This is a genomic window from Acinetobacter sp. YH12252 (genome assembly GCF_013417365.1).
GTDB classification, from domain to species: domain Bacteria; phylum Pseudomonadota; class Gammaproteobacteria; order Pseudomonadales; family Moraxellaceae; genus Acinetobacter; species Acinetobacter towneri.
Genome location: NZ_VPEA01000003.1, coordinates 218,934 through 235,488, shown reverse-complemented (window position 1 = coordinate 235,488; position 16,555 = coordinate 218,934). Strand labels below are relative to the sequence as shown.

Annotated in this window: 11 protein-coding genes; 7 read left to right on the top strand and 4 right to left on the bottom strand. The window is 40.5% G+C overall.

Annotated features, from left to right (window positions below; translation table 11 throughout):
- Nucleotides 1–110 precede the first annotated feature (110 nt).
- On the top strand, nt 111–2,927 hold the full coding sequence (locus FTV28_RS04915) for a pitrilysin family protein (RefSeq protein WP_179989592.1): 2,817 nt from the start codon (nt 111–113) through the stop codon (nt 2,925–2,927).
- A 96-nt stretch (nt 2,928–3,023) separates the two neighbouring features.
- On the opposite strand, the gene FTV28_RS04910 is transcribed toward FTV28_RS04915, so the two are convergent.
- Together FTV28_RS04910 and FTV28_RS04905 are read right to left on the bottom strand one after the other, a co-directional pair.
- The gene (locus FTV28_RS04910) at nt 3,024–4,088 is read right to left on the bottom strand and encodes an amidohydrolase (RefSeq protein WP_179989590.1); all 1,065 of its coding nucleotides are present in this window, start codon (nt 4,086–4,088) and stop codon (nt 3,024–3,026) included.
- Between the two features lie 143 nt (nt 4,089–4,231).
- A complete protein-coding gene (locus tag FTV28_RS04905) occupies nt 4,232–4,633 on the bottom strand; it encodes a DUF3144 domain-containing protein (RefSeq protein ID WP_004973007.1) in 402 nt (133 codons plus the stop codon).
- A 108-nt stretch (nt 4,634–4,741) separates the two neighbouring features.
- Here FTV28_RS04905 and FTV28_RS04900 point away from each other — a divergent pair, with 108 nt between their 5' ends.
- Nucleotides 4,742–5,374: a hypothetical protein gene (locus FTV28_RS04900; RefSeq protein ID WP_167846097.1), complete on the top strand. Its 633-nt coding sequence runs from the start codon at nt 4,742–4,744 to the stop codon at nt 5,372–5,374.
- A 121-nt stretch (nt 5,375–5,495) separates the two neighbouring features.
- Here FTV28_RS04900 and FTV28_RS04895 read toward each other — a convergent pair whose 3' ends face one another.
- Together FTV28_RS04895 and FTV28_RS04890 are read right to left on the bottom strand one after the other, a co-directional pair.
- Entirely contained in the window at nt 5,496–6,962 is a 1,467-nt protein-coding gene (locus FTV28_RS04895) for a CHAD domain-containing protein (RefSeq protein ID WP_179989588.1), read from the bottom strand.
- 204 nt (nt 6,963–7,166) lie between these two features.
- Nucleotides 7,167–8,633, bottom strand: coding sequence for a CYTH domain-containing protein (locus FTV28_RS04890; RefSeq protein WP_096901882.1), 1,467 nt, complete (start codon nt 8,631–8,633; stop codon nt 7,167–7,169).
- A gap of 503 nt (nt 8,634–9,136) precedes the next feature.
- Here FTV28_RS04890 and FTV28_RS04885 point away from each other — a divergent pair.
- The 5 genes from FTV28_RS04885 (at nt 9,137) to rapA (ending at nt 16,253) form a co-directional block, all read left to right on the top strand.
- Nucleotides 9,137–9,526, top strand: a complete 390-nt coding sequence (locus tag FTV28_RS04885; protein ID WP_179989615.1) for a DUF962 domain-containing protein — start codon at nt 9,137–9,139, stop codon at nt 9,524–9,526.
- A gap of 643 nt (nt 9,527–10,169) precedes the next feature.
- A complete protein-coding gene (thiE, locus tag FTV28_RS04880) occupies nt 10,170–10,790 on the top strand; it encodes a thiamine phosphate synthase (RefSeq protein ID WP_096900945.1) in 621 nt (206 codons plus the stop codon).
- A gap of 46 nt (nt 10,791–10,836) precedes the next feature.
- Nucleotides 10,837–12,138: a glutamate-1-semialdehyde 2,1-aminomutase gene (gene hemL / locus FTV28_RS04875; RefSeq protein WP_179989586.1), complete on the top strand. Its 1,302-nt coding sequence runs from the start codon at nt 10,837–10,839 to the stop codon at nt 12,136–12,138.
- A gap of 486 nt (nt 12,139–12,624) precedes the next feature.
- Nucleotides 12,625–13,269 (top strand): RluA family pseudouridine synthase, encoded by a 645-nt coding sequence (locus tag FTV28_RS04870; protein WP_004973024.1) that lies wholly within the window; start codon nt 12,625–12,627, stop codon nt 13,267–13,269.
- Nucleotides 13,270–13,415: 146 nt separating this feature from the next.
- The gene (gene rapA / locus FTV28_RS04865; protein WP_179989584.1) at nt 13,416–16,253 is read left to right on the top strand and encodes an RNA polymerase-associated protein RapA; all 2,838 of its coding nucleotides are present in this window, start codon (nt 13,416–13,418) and stop codon (nt 16,251–16,253) included.
- Nucleotides 16,254–16,555: the final 302 nt, after the last annotated feature.

Below are 16,555 nucleotides of genomic sequence, written 5' to 3'. Positions count from 1 at the left end.
GTTTTAACTTACATCATTTGCAAATATTTACTGTGGGTTTAATTGCAGCTTGTTATGCTGTTTGCGCTCAAGTTGAAAATTGTCATATTTCATGGCAAATCAAAAATAGAATGAAATCAATCGGGAAAAAGAAGTTGCTACGTTTTAAAACCCTCACTTTATCTTTATGTGTACTGGCATTCAATGGCGTGGTTTTCGCCCAGCCAGTTTTAGTAAAATCTAAGCAAGAAATACAAGAATATCAACTTGATAATGGCTTAAAAGTCATTTTGGCACCCAATCAGAAAGAAAATAAAGTCTTTATGAATATGGTGTATTTAACGGGTTCATTGAATGATCCACAAGGCAAAGGTGGTTTGGCACACTTGTTGGAACATTTGGCATTTAAAGGTACAGAAAATGTACCTGCCGAGGAGTTTCAGCGCCGTTTAGATCAATATAGTTTAATGCACAATGCCAGCACCGACTATTACTCCACTAAATACACCAACATCATTCGTCCTGAAACTCGCGCCGTCAATGAGATGATTTATCTTGAAGCGGAACGCATGGATAAATTGGTCATGCAGGAAAAATATGTGCCTGCCGAAATTGCGATTGTAAAGCGTGAACGCGAAGTGCGTATGGATCAACCGTTTTCAGTCTTGTTAGATCAGGTGTGGAAATCGGCCTATGGCAATCAGTATTTCGGACGCTTACCCATTGGCGATTTAAATGAACTGCAATCCATTAAAATGCAGGAGTTAAATCAATTTTATCGCACATGGTACGCGCCGAATAATGCCATTTTAGTGATGACAGGCAAGTTTGATCAGGCAGCGGTGTTAAAACAAATTGATCAACATTTTAGTCCAATTGCAGCACGACAAATTCCCAAACAAGTACAAGTGCCACGATTAGACAGCAACAAAATTCAGCAACGAAATTTTGTGGTACAAAAGGGCAGTCAACTGGCCAAATTTAATCTGTATTTAAATGGCAATGACGAAAAGATCAAAACCGCTTTGGCGCTGTCACCTTATTTACATACGTTGCAACCGAGTGGGCATTTGTATCAAACACTGGTAGAAACAGGCAAAAGTACCATGGTGCAGTCCAGCACATGGTTAGATCAAGATTTTAATTTGGTGCTGATGGGGGCTTTGTATGCACCGAATCATGATGCCAAGCAATTACAAGCTGGCTTGAATCAAAGTATCGAGCAGGCAAAAAACTTTGATGATGCCGAGTTACAACGTGTGAAAAACTTGATTCAAAATCAGGCAGACAGTGTAATGAATGATGCGGTGGCTTTGGGTGGTCGCTTGAGTGATTATGCTGTGGCTTATCAGGGTGATTGGACACAATATTGGCGTGATTTAAACAATATTCAACAGTTAAATGCAGATGAACTAAATCAGCGTTTAAAACAGTTCTTCACTGCACAGCATCGGGTCATTGGCGATATTCAGCCCACACCTGAAGATCAAAAACAGGCACTCACAGCAAAAAATAATCTAAATACAGCAAAAACTTTAGATCAGCAAGATACACCTGTTACACCTTTGAAAGATGTGAAAAGTTATCAGCAAGAAGTGACAGACTATGTGCAAAAATCTAAACAAGCTTTGATTCAAAATAAAAAAAAGATTCAGCGTGGCAGCTTAAAAAATGGTGCCAAGTATGCATTATTTCCAACTGCAACTCGTGATGATAAAACCTATGCCACCATTTCGGTAAATTTTGGTACGGCACAATCTTTATTTAAGCAGGGCGAAATTTTAGATTTAACCGCGTATTTGTTGCTGCGTGCATCTCAAGAGCATAGTTTGCAAGACATCGCCGATCAGTCAATTGCTGCAGGTGGTTCGGCTTTTGCACAAGCCGATGCTAATGCGATTCATATTCAAATTGTGGCAAAAAAAGAAAAGTTTAATGCGTTTTTTAATTTTGTTTTAGATGTCATGCAAAACCCAAGTTTTGAGCAAAGTCAGTTTGATTTAATTCGTTCTCAAAGTTTATCCAGTTTAGAACGACCTTATACCGAGCCTGAAACTGTGGCTGCTTTGACTATGGCGCGTTTAATTGAAATTTACCCGCAGGGCGATTTACGCTATCACTTCGAACCTGGATTTGCGAAGCAACAACTGCAAGCTGCAACCCAAGCGCAGGTGCAGCAGTTATATCGTCAATTTTTTGCTATGAATCATGCACATATTGCCATTACAGGTGAGTTTGATCCGAAACAAATCAAAAAAACTTTAGTTCAGCGTTTAGGACAATCACGCAATACGGAAGCGTATCAACGCTTAGATTCAGCCTATACGGCATATCCTGCGAAAAAGTTGCATGTATTGGCAGAACAGCGCGAATTTGGCAGTTATCAAAGTTTATTGACCTTACCTTTGGGTGTGAATCATCCTGACACACCTGCCATGATGGTGCTGAGTTATATTTTGGGCGAATCGCAATTGTCTTCACGTTTGGCACAAGAACTACGTGAAAAAAATGCATTGGTTTATGGTTTTAGTAGTGGTTTGAGTTTAAGTGAATTTGAACAATCGGGTGCGCTCAGTATTTCTGCGCAATACAGTGCAGGCAAGTCGGCTCAAGTGTCACAGGCGGTGCATAAAGTGTTGCAGGAATTGCGCCGTGATGGTGTCAGCTTGCAAGAAGTTGAAGCTGCAAAAGCCGATATTTTGAAAAAACGTGTGACTGCCTTAGAAGATGAACGCAGTATCCACCGTATGTTAGTGCCACAATTAGAACAAGGTCGTGATTTACGTTACCGTGAGCGACGTGATCAAGCGTTAGCAAAACTCAGCAAAGCCGATGTAGATGCTGTGATTCAGAAATATTTACGCTTAGAACATTTGCTTGAAGTAGCCGCCGATCAATATGGTCAAGCCAATGTTGAGGTGCTGCCGTTAAAGCCGCAGTCTAAATAAAGATTCAATTTAATTTTGAGCAGATACAAAAAACGCATCCATTTCGATGCGTTTTTTGTCTTCAAGTTTGCTATCTATGCTCAATTGGCTAAAGCTTTATAAACGATAAAACTGTTTGGCATTATGATGAAACACTTGCTGCAAAGCATTTGGATGATAGGCCGCAACAATATCACTAGTCGCATCAATTAAATTGACCAAAGACGTGCTCACTCGATCTATTGGAAAATTGGAAGCAAACATCAACCGATATATTCCAAAGCTTTGTAAGGCATGCTGAATCAGTGGTGCAGTTAAATCTATAATTTCCTGTTTTGAGGCTTCACGTTTTTGCAAGTGAAATTGATGTCCTAAAACAGGCATAAATAACCCTGAAATTTTGCTGTAAACATTTGGGCAGTGTGCCAACTCGGCAATATCTTCTTGCCAACGAAATAGAATATTTTCTCGTGCTGTTTTGGTCACGCCTGTATGTGTGCCAACTTGCCCGAACAGCCCCGCGGGTGTGCCCAAATGCTCAAGCACAATAGAAGTTTCTGGAAATTGTTTGGCCAATGCCAAGACATCACCCAATTGGGTCGAATACGTCCATGCATCAAAACTTAAATTATATTGCGCCAAAGCTTCAAAACCTTTTAGAAACTTTTTGTTCCGATATAAGTGTGGTTCGTCTGCCCAAGCAAAAATCCCGCGATCTTCATGCACGGCTGCCATTTTACGAATTCCGCGAAAATGCGGAGAAGCTTTGTGATGTAATTTGAGAATTTTCTTAAAATTAGAATCGCGCGGGTCTGCAGTGGCGACAATCGCGCCCAAAGCCAAACCATTATTTTTAAAATCCAGACTTTCTATAAATTCGGTTTCACCAACTACGCCTTTGCCTTTATGGTCGTGCCAATTGGCTTCAATATGCACGACTTTTTCAGCCGTATAAAAACCTAAGTCACGGGCATAATGCTCAGGTAAATAGGGCGATGTGACGTGCTCGGTGCGTCCTAAAGTTTCAATGAGTGTTTTTGGTTTTATCAGGCGGATGGTTTTATCTAGCAAATTGGGATGCTTGCCCAAAAGCTTAACAGCAAGTCGTGCGCTGTGCGGCGTGTTGTACGGATCCCACTGATGAATATGTGCATCAATGAGTGCAAATCCTAGGTTCTGCATAATCATCCTGTTTTTATGACGCTAGTATTTCACTATTCAAAGCCATCATGTTGCAAAAGGGAAGGGTTATTTATCGAAAAACTACAAATTTGAAAAATTGCCGCAATAAAAAAAGCCCTGTAGGGCTTTGTTTATACGCAAAATTAATGATCGTGCGAGTGGTCGTGATCATGTTTATGGGTATGGAATTCTTCGTTGTGGCGGAAGCGCAAATAGTTTTCAAACTGTTCGCAATATTCGTCATAGTTATCTTCAAGCATCATTTGAAATTGCTGCAAGATATATGACATAACTTGGTCTTTGGCATCGCGCATTTCATTGCCATCTTTAAAATTATTGGCTGCCACCCAAGTATTAAAACGTGCAGTAGCAAATAACATGGCAGCACTCACCTGACCACGAATTTCGGCAGGTTTTACTGTCGAGCCTTTTTCAAAATGACAGAAGCCATTGGCCTGTTTAATAAATTCATCGGCACGTTCAAAAAAAGCCGCATTTAATGCTTCTTCTTCGGTTACATCGGTTGCTTCAATCTTTTGAACCATGAATTTTTCCTAAGCTAAAAATCTGAATGTTTCATTATAGGCAAAGCCTTGCAGAAACAAAACCTTTGCCTTAAGCTAAAAATAGCCTAAGCAAAATTGGAGTGGTTGATGCAAGATGCGATTGCGGTACAAAGTTTAAAAAGCGACATTGCTTTATTACGTCAAAATATTTGGCCACCCGTGCAACTTGCCCATGTTGAAGGCTTGCCGATTTATTATGGAACACGCGCAGAAGTAGCAGAATACTATAAACAATGGACAGGGTTGATTGAACGTGCACAGGATTTATTTCAGCCTTTTATGCAAGATGCAGTCATTGATGCGGTGCATTTACCCAGTCATTTGAACTTGCCCTTATTTTATTTTCATGTCGATCGGATTCGAGTGAATAAAACCCGCGCCAAAGAATCGAAAACTTTTCGGGGGATTGCCAGCCTGATCGAAAAATGTGGGCAATTTGAACCGCAGGAAATTCAGCTCATGCAGCGTTGGTTAGACAGTGATGACAATGCAGCACTGGTGGCACATCGTGAGTTTATTGATTTGCGTACTTATGTGTTTCAGCATGGGCAAAGTGACTACACGCGCACCCGTTTTTATGTGAATGGTATTGTATTAAGTGTCGAACCATATTTTGAACTGGTCGATGCCCGAGATAAGCCACGTAAGCAGCGTAGTGACAGTTATCAAGACCCTTTGGCAGATAACCAAACATGGAAAGTATTTGGTAAATATCGTTAATCTTTTAGAAAGTTTGGAATTTGCAGATTAAATACTAATCTAAGATATAAAAAATAAGCTCAACATGAAATGAATCCCTGTTGAGCTTAAATGTGATCATTGATTGATGATCAAACTTCAACTACGACCAAAAAGGCTGACTTTCAGCAAACTGCTGTAAATCCTGTTCAATCTGTATGGAAATATGACGTTCTTCCGACGCAATCCAACCCAATACAAACCATGTTTTCGGTTCAGTTTGAGCATGGCTTTCATATAGACCTTGTGCCACCATTAAATCATTAAAATGCCCTAAAGTTTCCTGTAATGGTTTTAGGGTTTTTAAATACGTTTTGACGTCATCTTCTGCAAATAAACTACTCACAAACTCCACGGTATAGCGTAAACGTTTTACACGCTTACGCGTGCGGTGTTTAGATTCCACATCCAAGGTTTGGAAATGACCTGTATCATCACAAATTTGTTGATGCATTTTCTGCAAGCGTTTACGTAATACTTTTTTGATTGGTTTTGATTCTGCATCTGCAATCGCAGCCGAATGTGCAAAACTCATAAGTTGTAACAGTAATAAGGTTGTGGTCGGTGAGCGGAAAATTGCATCAATCGCAATGTTTTCAGATGCTGCAGGTGGTAGTTCGGTAATAGGTGAGCCTGCATTTTCAAGTTGCGGAATCAGACTTTCACGCAAAGCATCTTGATCACGGGTTGAACCTAACTGCTGAAAAAGTGTCGCCAATTGACTTTCCCAATTGTTATTTGCCAGTGCATCATATTCAGCAAAAATTTTTAAGGCACTGCGTAAACGTCGAATGGCAACACGCGCTTGATGCACATGCCCACTGGCATAATCTTGACTGGCAATCGCAGTTGCATTTGGCAGCAAGTGTGCCAAACAATTCTGGGTAATTTGCGCCAACAACTCATGCATATTTTCGGGGTGTTGCAATTGCAAGGTACTTTGCTGCTGTACAGGAATCATGGTTTCATTGTTATACAGCATATTGCCACGCTGCGATTTACTGCGTGTGTCGAGCCATAAATGATATTTTTTAATCCACGGCTGAATATAGGCAATTAAGTCTGCAATTTCACCTTGTTTCAGTTCAAACTCAACTTCGTAAATTTCAACCGAATTTTTGCTTTGGCGGATTTCACCTAAATCAAAAGCAACTTCAATTTGGCTGTTTTTATAATGTGCCAATTGGCTGTAGCGTAAAACATCGGTTTCAAACTGCAGGGTTAAATCTACCTCTGAACCGTCTAAGGCTTTTTTTAAAATCTTTCGTGCTTGTTTATGATTTTCATAACATGCCAAATCACACAATTCAGGCGCATCATGTCCTAATTCATGTTCAAGCTCAAAGCGTTCATAATGTTGTGGACTAGGCGCTTTTAAAGTTTGTTTCCAAATATCGCCCTCTAAACGCTGACGCAGGGCAATGCGTTGCTTGGCTAAGTGCTGTTCAGGACTATCATAATATTTAGCCCATAAGCGTTGTTGTTGAACCAGTTTGTTCTTTTTAAATGCTTTTTCAAATGCCGCACGATAGTTGTGTGGAATTTGAAATTTTAATTCTATTTCACACATCGGGAATGCCCTCGATGAAACAAGATAAGTTCTCTTTACTATAGTGTAAATCTATAAATGAACAAGGGGAGAATTGTGAACAAAAGCTTGAAAAATAAAATAATTTGTATTCAGTTTTTAACACAAAGCAGCCGAATGAATATTCACAAGGCTGCCGTTGTATTGCAGTATTTTTAGCGTGTGCTTTGAGGATGTTAAGGATACTTATTTTAAGAATTTACGGCTCACCATAAATTGTTCTGTCGCTTCCAATAAACGCTGTGCATACACTTCCTGTTTTGCAGTGAGCCAACCTAAAACAAACCAGTCGCTCGCTTCCAATTCAGTTTGTTGAATGTATGCTGCAGAAGATGCCAACACTTGATATTCCTGTGCTGCAAGCTGTGCATCATTCAAAGCTTTACTATATTTCTGCAAATTTTTGACATCATAAATATGCGTCAAAATGGGGAAGCTAAATTTTAGTTCCTGAATACGCAAAGCCAGTTGATCTAAACTTTCAAAATCGTGAATATCACTGTGCTGTAATTGTTCATGCAACTGCTTATATTGCTGTTGCAACGTGTTTTGTGCGGCAGTTTTTAAGTCTAAACCTGAGTGATCGCTCGCGGCTAAACTAAACATCAATAATTCTAAATAGTGATGCACATTTTGCGTTGAACGGACTAAATTGACCAATTTTTCTTGGGCGTACAAGGTATCTTTTTTTAGGTTCTCTGCAGTCGTCGGGTTCTGTAAAAATGCGCCGAGTGTGGCTTGCATGTGTTCCAAATGCTGCAGGTGATCAAAATGTTGTTTAAATGCTGCAATTTGCATTGCCCATTTATCGCCTAAATGCTTCGACCAATCTTTAAATAAGGATAGTGTTAGTTGTAAATGTTGCAAAGCGAACTGCGCCTGATCAATATGACTTTGTTCGGCAACTTGTGCAGAAATTGCGGCAATATTAGGCAATAAATGCTGTAATTGTTGTGCAATTAACAGGCGTAAATTTTGGTCTGCATGGTCTTTTTTACTGAATTGAAATTCTTTGCTCTGAGCCGCAGGGCTGACTTTTTGCTGCACAGAAAGCAAATGTCCAATTTCTGCTTTATTGCGCACATCCAGCCATAAATGAAATTTTTTCACCCATTCAAAACTAAAAGCCAGCAATTGCTGAATTGAACCTTGTTTCAGTTCAAACTCAACTTCATGTACTTCAACTTCAGCATCTGCACAACGAATGTGACCAACATCTAAACTGATTTCAATGTCAGTATCTTCAACGGTCATTAGTCGTGAGGTACGTTGAATATCGGTTTCAAATTGTAGTTGCAACTGATCCCAATTTTGTCCCAAAGCTTGATTTAGCAATTGTTGTGCTTCGGGAATACTTTGATAAATTTGCAGATCAAGTTGTGGTGGAGTATCAGGATTTTCAGTTGGCGCAAGTGGATGGTTATGTTCAAAACTATGAAAATGACTTTGACCTGCCGCTTTTAAAGTTTGTACCCATTGCTCACCTTCTAAACGCAGTCTTAACGCCATGCCATGATGCGCCAAGCTGTGCGTAGATGTATCAAAATAGCGTGCTTTTAATGGAATTTGAGTCGATTTTTTCGGGTCTAAAGTTTTGAGTAGTGCAGTACGACGTGCGACTGGAATTTGAAATTTTAATTCAACTTCGACCATGAAAAATATCCTGAACGTAAAGCATGTTGCGCCAAAGCAGCGGCAAACAAATTGGTATTATAAATTTGTGAAAATTGCAGAACGAAGGTTTTGCAAAAGTGCGTTTGATTGTAACTAAAATATGCCAAGAAGTAAGGCTTGACCTTGGCTTTTTTAGGGTCTGTTGGCATTTCCTAAATGGCTTGCGCTGTAGGCTAAAACTGAGCAGATCAGGCATGAAACGTAGGGTATAGCGAGACTATTGCCAAGTTTCATAACGCAATCTGAGAAAGTTTTAGCCACAGCCTTTCAGGACAAGCATATTTTTTGCTGCTATTGCGTTATGAGTCAGTTATTTAGAACGACTAAATTTCCTGTCTCATGCCTTATATCAGCTGAAAAATATGCGTTGTCGCAAACATAGACGAAGTGTCAACAGACCCTTGAGTTTGGTTTTTTTTTGGCTTAGTTTAAAGTGTCGTTGAGCGTAGTAAAAATAATTCAAACCTATAAACATCAGGATGATGAACATGAACGCAGCATTAAACCCCGAATTTGAGCCGACACCAGATCCCAAGCTTGAATTGCCAATTCAGGATTATTCAACATTTTATCGCTTTTATTTAACTGAACACCGCAACATTATGAGCCGTCGTTTGCACGTTGTTGGCAGTAGTATCGGTTTATATTGTGTGAGTAAAGCCATACGCCATAAAAAAGCCAAATATGTACTCTATGGTTTGCTGGCAGGCTATGCTTGTGCATGGGTCGGGCACTTTGTTTTTGAAAAAAATAAACCTGCCAGTTTTAAACAGCCTGTGTATAGTTTTATTTCAGACTGGCGGATGTTTGCCGATGTTTTGCGTGGTCATTTAAGTTTGCAAGATCGTGCTAAAGATAAAATTCCAAGTTGAATTGAGTGTTTAGTTATACCGTTTAGGCAAAAACTAGACGATATGTGATTATTTTCATAAAAAATGTACAAATAAAATTAATTTTTTGTTGAAATGATAGAGTGAATATTCTAATAATGTGTCATCAAATTTATTGATAAAAGTTTGTGACTTTCCAAGCCTAGAGTGACCTTTCTCTAGGCTTTTTTTATGTGAAAAATTATATTCAGAATGGTGTTAAATCAGAAGTCATTCATCTTTAAGAAAGGATATAAAGCAAGTAGATTACTGAGAGAGAAGTATGAAAAAAATATAGACACATGATCATTTGTCGCATCCCCACATGCGCTCTGGCACAAATGATCATGTGTCTAAATGGGCGACCTAAATATGTCGTTATTCGCTGTAGTCACCCGTATGGATTTTAAAATCCATATCTTATTGAACTGGTTGCAGTTCTTGTTTTGCGCAGTTCAATTAAAGCTAAATCTATCTTTTAGCGCTATCACTAGAATTTGGTATTTTTAAGTTTTTGACTCAATAAAACCCAAACAAAATAGAAGCTTATAGAGCCTATATAAAAAAACTTGTTGAGCCTGAGGTTCTGACACATGCCGCCTGAATGTGTAATAATACAGACCTTGTATTATTTGTGGCTGAGATTATGCGCGGTTTATATTTGATTACCAATGATGATCCTATCGAACTGCTTTTGGCAAAATTAGAAGGGGCGATGGCAACTTATGAAGTCGCGGTGTTGCAATATCGCCGTAAAAATGTGCCTCAAGCTCAGCAGGCATACGAAATTGAATATATGAAATCGATGTGTGATCAATACAAAGTGCCATTTGTGATTAATGATGATCTTGAAACTGCAGTGAAATATGGTGTTGGCGTACATTTGGGTCAAGAAGATGGCTCTATTGTTGAAGCGGTTGCACGTTTACCACAAGATGTATTGATTGGTCGCAGTTGTAATAACTCGATTGAATTGGCAGAGCAAGCCATTGCCGATGGTGCAAACTACGTGGCTTTTGGTGCAGTCTATGCAACTGAAACTAAACCTGAGGCAAGTACACTTACATTAGACACGCTCACACTGGCGAAGCAACAACTCAATGTGCCAATTTGCGCGATTGGTGGTTTAACTGTTGAAAACAGTCAGCCTGTCATTGAAGCAGGTGCAGATTTATGTGCAGTGATTAGTGATATATTAAGACGTCCGATGCATACTGTTGCACAGCGTGTTTATGATTGGTCTGCACTTTTCAAAGCAGACACTTAAAGCAGACAGCTAATTTTTTATTTTATTTTTTGAGTTGAGTGCCTCCATGAGCTTATCTCCAAAGCAAGAACAATTGTTTAAACAAGCCAATAAGCATATTCCAGGTGGTGTCAATTCACCTGTACGCGCATTTAACGGGGTAGGCGGAACCCCTGTATTTATTGAAAAAGCCAAAGGTGCTTATTTGTACGATGTCGATGGCAAACGCTATGTCGACTATGTAGGTTCTTGGGGACCAATGATTTTAGGTCATGCCCATCCTGCTATTATTCAGGCGGTGCAAGCTGCAGCTGAAGATGGTTTGAGTTTTGGTGCGCCAACGGTGCATGAAACGACTTTGGCCGATATTATTTGCGAAATTATGCCTTCAATTGAATTGGTTCGCATGACCAACTCAGGTACAGAAGCCACCATGACTGCAATTCGTTTGGCGCGTGGTTATACAGGCCGTGACAAAATCGTCAAATTTGAAGGTTGTTATCATGGACATTCAGATTCGCTGTTGGTTAAAGCAGGTTCAGGACTTTTAACCAGTGGTGAAGGTGAGGCGACTTCTGCGGGTGTTCCTGCCGATTTTGCTAAACATACGCTGACTTTACCGTATAACGATATCGCCACCTTAAAAGAATGTTTTACAAAGTTTGGTGCTGAAATTGCAGGGGTGATTGTTGAGCCAGTTGCGGGCAACATGAACTTGGTTAAACCAATTGATGGTTTCCTGCAAGCAATTCGTGATGTCTGCGATGAACGCGGCTCAGTCTTTATTATTGATGAAGTAATGACAGGTTTCCGTGTTGGCTTAGGCGGTGCTCAGGCGCATTATAATGTTAAACCAGACTTGACCACACTCGGTAAAATTATTGGTGCTGGCTTACCAGTAGGTGCATTAGGTGGTAAACGCGAAATCATGGAATGTATTGCGCCATTAGGTAAGGTGTATCAAGCAGGTACTTTGTCTGGTAACCCGTTGGCGATGCGTGCGGGCATTGAAATGTTTAAACATTTACGTGCCGAAGGTTTTTATGAAAATTTAACTGCGCAACTGGAAAAATTGTTGGCAGGCTTACAAGCTGCGGCAGATGAAGCAGGTATCCCGTTCAAGACGCAACAAGTCGGTGCTATGTTTGGTTTGTATTTTACTGACCAAGATGACATCACCAGTTTTGATTCTATGCTGAATTGCGATGTCGATGCTTTCCGTAAATTCTTCCACGGAATGTTGCAACGTGGTGTGAACTTGGCGCCATCTGCTTTTGAAGCAGGCTTTATTTCATCTGCGCATAGTGATGAAGATATTGCCTACACCATTCAAGCTGCAAAAGAAACATTTGCGGAAATGAAGGCGTAATTTGACCTCTGCTTAACACTGTCCTAAAAGGCATAGATATCTCCAAAATATCTATGCTTTAGGTTAAATTGAAGACATACTCTTCAATTTAATATCAAAGGCTTAGATCAGCGTCTTGTTAAACACTAAAATAGCCTGGTCAAACTAAATATGAATCCTATTACTTCATTTGCTCCCGCCATCAAAGATATAGCTTCAGAACGGCTTTGTTGTGCAACTATCTTGCACTATGATTTCATTGTATTTTTCTATCCAAATTTTAAAAACCTTTAAAACAGTATCTTAAAAAATATTTATGCAACAAAGCCTCCTGCATGCTATAAAACCCACATTTCTAAAAGCAGGCTGATTTAAAATTCAGCAGATTGTCTGATTCAGGAATGTAAATCGGAAAATTCATCGGGAATTGATGTATTTTGCATTGTAATTCTGTGTCAGGCTTTTTATTATTGCCGCCTTGTTTTCACGATCGGCCCGGAATTGAAATTGAGTAATTTTCTAAGCGAACACCTGATTCATCGTGACGATGAGTTTATGGTGATACATAAACCCGCTGGCATACTCACCGTTCCAGGTAAAACAGCAGATTTGCAAGATTGTGTGATGAGTCGTCTAGTTAAAATTGAGCCGCGCACTTTGCTGATTCATCGCTTAGATCGTGATACTTCGGGTATTTTGGTATTTGCACTCACGAAATGGGCGCAAAAACAAATTTCGCGTCAGTTTCAAGAACGCCAAACCGATAAAACCTATCAGGCATTGGTGGCAGGGCAACTGCAAGGTGAAGGCACTGTAGATGTGCCTGTGGTCTATGATCCTGCACATCCTCCATTACACATTGCCGATGCAACCCATAACAAACCTGCGTTAACGCATTGGCGTGCATTGGAGCAATTTGAATTGCAGGGGCAAATTGTGACTCGTGTGCAACTGACGCCTATCACAGGTCGTTCGCATCAACTGCGAGTACACATGCAATATTTAGGTCATCCAATTATTGGTGATACTTTGTATGCCACGCCCGAACAGCAACAACTCATGCCTCGTTTGTGTTTACATGCAGCAGAATTAAGTTTTCTGCATCCACAAACTGAGCAACGTGTACAGTTTACTTGCCCAGTCCCATTTTAAGCGAAAAAGATTACGCAAAGCCTGTGCTTTAGGCTCTCTTTTTAGTGCGCTTTATGTCAAAATATATTGCTATACGCCCTGAATTTTTGCTCAAATACTCAGCAGGTTTTGCGCAAAAATTTATACGTCCTAACTTCTAAATAAAGGTGGAAAAATTGCAGCAGTTTGCTATTGGTCAACGTTGGTTATCAGACACAGAAACGGAATTAGGACTTGGTGTTCTGATTGATGTAGATGAGCGATCGGTCAGCATTTTATTCCCTAAAAGTGATGAAACCCGTGTCTATGCACGCAATAACGCACCTTTATCGCGTATCATTTTTAATGTAAATGATGAAGTTCAAGACCAAGAAGGCAATGCGTGGACGGTTGAATCGGTCGAAGACCGCCATGGCGTATTGCGTTATAACGTGGTGCGTCGTTTGCAAGATGGCAGTGAAGAAAAGAAATCACTGAATGAAACCCGTATTGGTGCAAGTATCCAACTTTCAAAACCCTTAGACCGCTTGCTTGCCAGCCAAATTGACTATAAAGAATGGTACGACTTGCGTATTGAAGCCTTGTTGATGCAAGCCAATATGCAAAGTAGCCCACTGCGCGGCTTGGTGGGTTCGCGTGTAGGTTTGATTCCACATCAACTTTATATTGCACATGAAGTCGGTAAGCGTTTTGCGCCACGTGTCTTATTGGCAGATGAAGTTGGTTTAGGTAAAACCATTGAAGCAGGTTTGATCATCCATCAGCAACTCAAAACAGGACGTGCGGAACGTATCCTGATTTTGGTACCTGATTCGCTGCAATATCAGTGGATGATTGAAATGCGTCGCCGTTTCAATCTGCAATTCTCTTTGTTTGATTTAACCCGTACGGCATCTATTAAAGAACACGATCCTGACCTGAATCCATTCTTGACCGAACAATGCATCATTGCTTCAGTCGATTTAATGATTGACCACGATGACTTACGCGAACAAGCCCTAGAAGCAGGTTTTGATTTGCTGGTGGTCGATGAAGCGCATCACTTAATGTGGAGCGAAGAAGAAGGTGGTAATGACCGTTATGATCTGGTCGAAGAATTAGCTGAACAAACCGCAGGGGTGTTATTGCTCACTGCAACGCCTGAGCAACTGGGTGTAGAAAGCCATTTTGCGCGTTTACGTTTACTCGATCCGCAACGTTTTAGCTCGCTCGACCGTTTCTTGGATGAAGAAGCACAATATCAACATACGGCAAAAATTGCCGAAGTCCTAATGTCAGATGCAGCATTGGAAGAAAGCCATTTGGCTGCACTGGAAGGCTTGTTGGGACATCGCATAGAAGATAACCCTGAACAGCGTTTCCGTGCTATCCACGAATTATTAGACCGTCATGGTACAGGACGTATTTTGTTCCGTAATACCCGTGAAGCAATTCAAGGTTTCCCAGGCCGTGATTGTCAGCCTGCGCCGTTACCTGCACCAGAAAACTGGTCTAAAGATGGTAAGCTGCGTGAACAAATGTGGCCAGAAGAAGCACTGCTCGATGGCAGTTGGATGGAAACTGACCCGCGTGTAATGTGGTTAATGGAGCGTTTGCGTAGCGACTTAAAACATAAAAAAGTGCTTTTAATTGCGCGTAGCGGCCCTGTGGTAGAAGCCCTTGAAAATGCGCTGCGCCTACATGCAGGTATTCGTACTGCAATGTTCCATGAAGGCATGAGCTTGTTAGAACGTGACCAAGCGGCAGCATATTTCGCAGAAGATTCTTATGGTGCACAAATTTTATTGTGTTCCGAAATTGGTTCAGAAGGGCGTAACTTCCAGTTTGCATCAGACCTGATTTTGTTTGACTTACCTGCCAATCCCGACGTGTTAGAACAACGTATCGGTCGTTTAGACCGTATTGGTCAAGAAAACCGTATTCAAATTCATGTGCCGTATTTGGTGGGGACTGCGCAAGAGCGTATGTTCCGTTGGTATAACGAAGCACTCAATATTTTCAGCAATATTTCACCCACTGCACAAACCTTGCAGGAAAACTTTATTGTCGATTTAAAACACTGCTTACTTGCAGATTTAGGACAACAGTTTGAAGATTTACTGGAAGCAGTCAGTGTGCAGCGTGAAGCTTTGGAAGCAGAACTTCAAGCGGGTCGAGATCGTTTGTTGGAATACAACTCTTGCCGTCCTGTGGTGGCGCAGGAAATTGTACAAGCTTTAGAAGATTACGACGACAATACCACGTTGCCTATGTTTATGAAGCGCTTTATGGCATCGACCAATATTGACTTCGATGAACAAAGCAATGGCACGGTGATTATTAAACCAACTGATCAAATGCAAGTGCAAGGTTTGACCTTAGACGAAGAAGGCATGACCGCGACGTTCTATCGGGATCAGGCGCAAATTCGTGAAGATGCACAGTATTTGACCCTAGAGCATCCATTCACAGAAAGCGTGATGGAAATGATCAATACACAAGGTTTTGGTAGCACCAACGTTGCGGTATTAAAATCTGCCGCTTTGCCACAAGGTTCTGTGTTGCTCGAAGTCTGGTTCAAAGTGGATGTCATTGCACCTAAAGCCCTGAATTTGCCATCAAGCTTGCCACAGCAACTCATTCGTGTCTTATTGAGCGAAAAAGGGCAGGATTTATCGCAAAAAATTGCCCCTGAAATTTTAAAACCTTATTTACATCATTTAGATGGCAACAGTTGTCGTCAAGTGGTGAAAGCACGCCGTGACGCGATTGAAGCGCGTTATACACAGGCTTTGGAGTTGGCTAAAGCTGCATTGCCTGAATTTAAGCAACAAGCTAAAGATGTATATAGCAAAAAATGGCAATATGAAATTGACCGTTTAAGCTATTTGAAGCAATTTAACCCAAGTATTCGTGAAGATGAAATTACACGTTTACAGAAATTGCAAAAAGAAGGTGTTGCATTATTAGATGGTTTGTCGGTCACGCCTGAAGCAATTCAGGTGATGGTGGTGGTAAAGCCATAAAGAGTGCATTCAATACAGGTGTCTAGACGGTGTATTTGTATTGAGTCGGTTTTAATCAATCACTTTTTTAAATATTTGGCATCTTCTAAATTGCACGTTTTAAGTTGGGCATTGCGCCTCATTTTTACGGAGCAGTTTAGCGGGTGCTTTTTTAATATCGCAATAAAAATTTTGTGCGAGATTTTTCACATCACAGACTTAAACAAAGTAGCAACCAGTGCTTATGTGTCATTAAAATGACTCATAATTCATCTTTTTCAGCATTCCGGTCATTTGCAAAACCCAGTGGTATGCGTAGTTTA

Bases quoted from the DNA above. Each gene is read 5' to 3' on its own strand.
- FTV28_RS04915 (WP_179989592.1), top strand. From the start codon at position 111: ATGAAATCAATCGGGAAAAAGAAGTTGCTACGTTTTAAAACCCTCACT.
- FTV28_RS04910 (WP_179989590.1), bottom strand. From the start codon at position 4,088: ATGCAGAACCTAGGATTTGCACTCATTGATGCACATATTCATCAGTGG.
- FTV28_RS04905 (WP_004973007.1), bottom strand. From the start codon at position 4,633: ATGGTTCAAAAGATTGAAGCAACCGATGTAACCGAAGAAGAAGCATTA.
- FTV28_RS04900 (WP_167846097.1), top strand. From the start codon at position 4,742: ATGCAAGATGCGATTGCGGTACAAAGTTTAAAAAGCGACATTGCTTTA.
- FTV28_RS04895 (WP_179989588.1), bottom strand. From the start codon at position 6,962: ATGTGTGAAATAGAATTAAAATTTCAAATTCCACACAACTATCGTGCG.
- FTV28_RS04890 (WP_096901882.1), bottom strand. From the start codon at position 8,633: ATGGTCGAAGTTGAATTAAAATTTCAAATTCCAGTCGCACGTCGTACT.
- FTV28_RS04885 (WP_179989615.1), top strand. From the start codon at position 9,137: ATGAACATGAACGCAGCATTAAACCCCGAATTTGAGCCGACACCAGAT.
- thiE (WP_096900945.1), top strand. From the start codon at position 10,170: ATGCGCGGTTTATATTTGATTACCAATGATGATCCTATCGAACTGCTT.
- hemL (WP_179989586.1), top strand. From the start codon at position 10,837: ATGAGCTTATCTCCAAAGCAAGAACAATTGTTTAAACAAGCCAATAAG.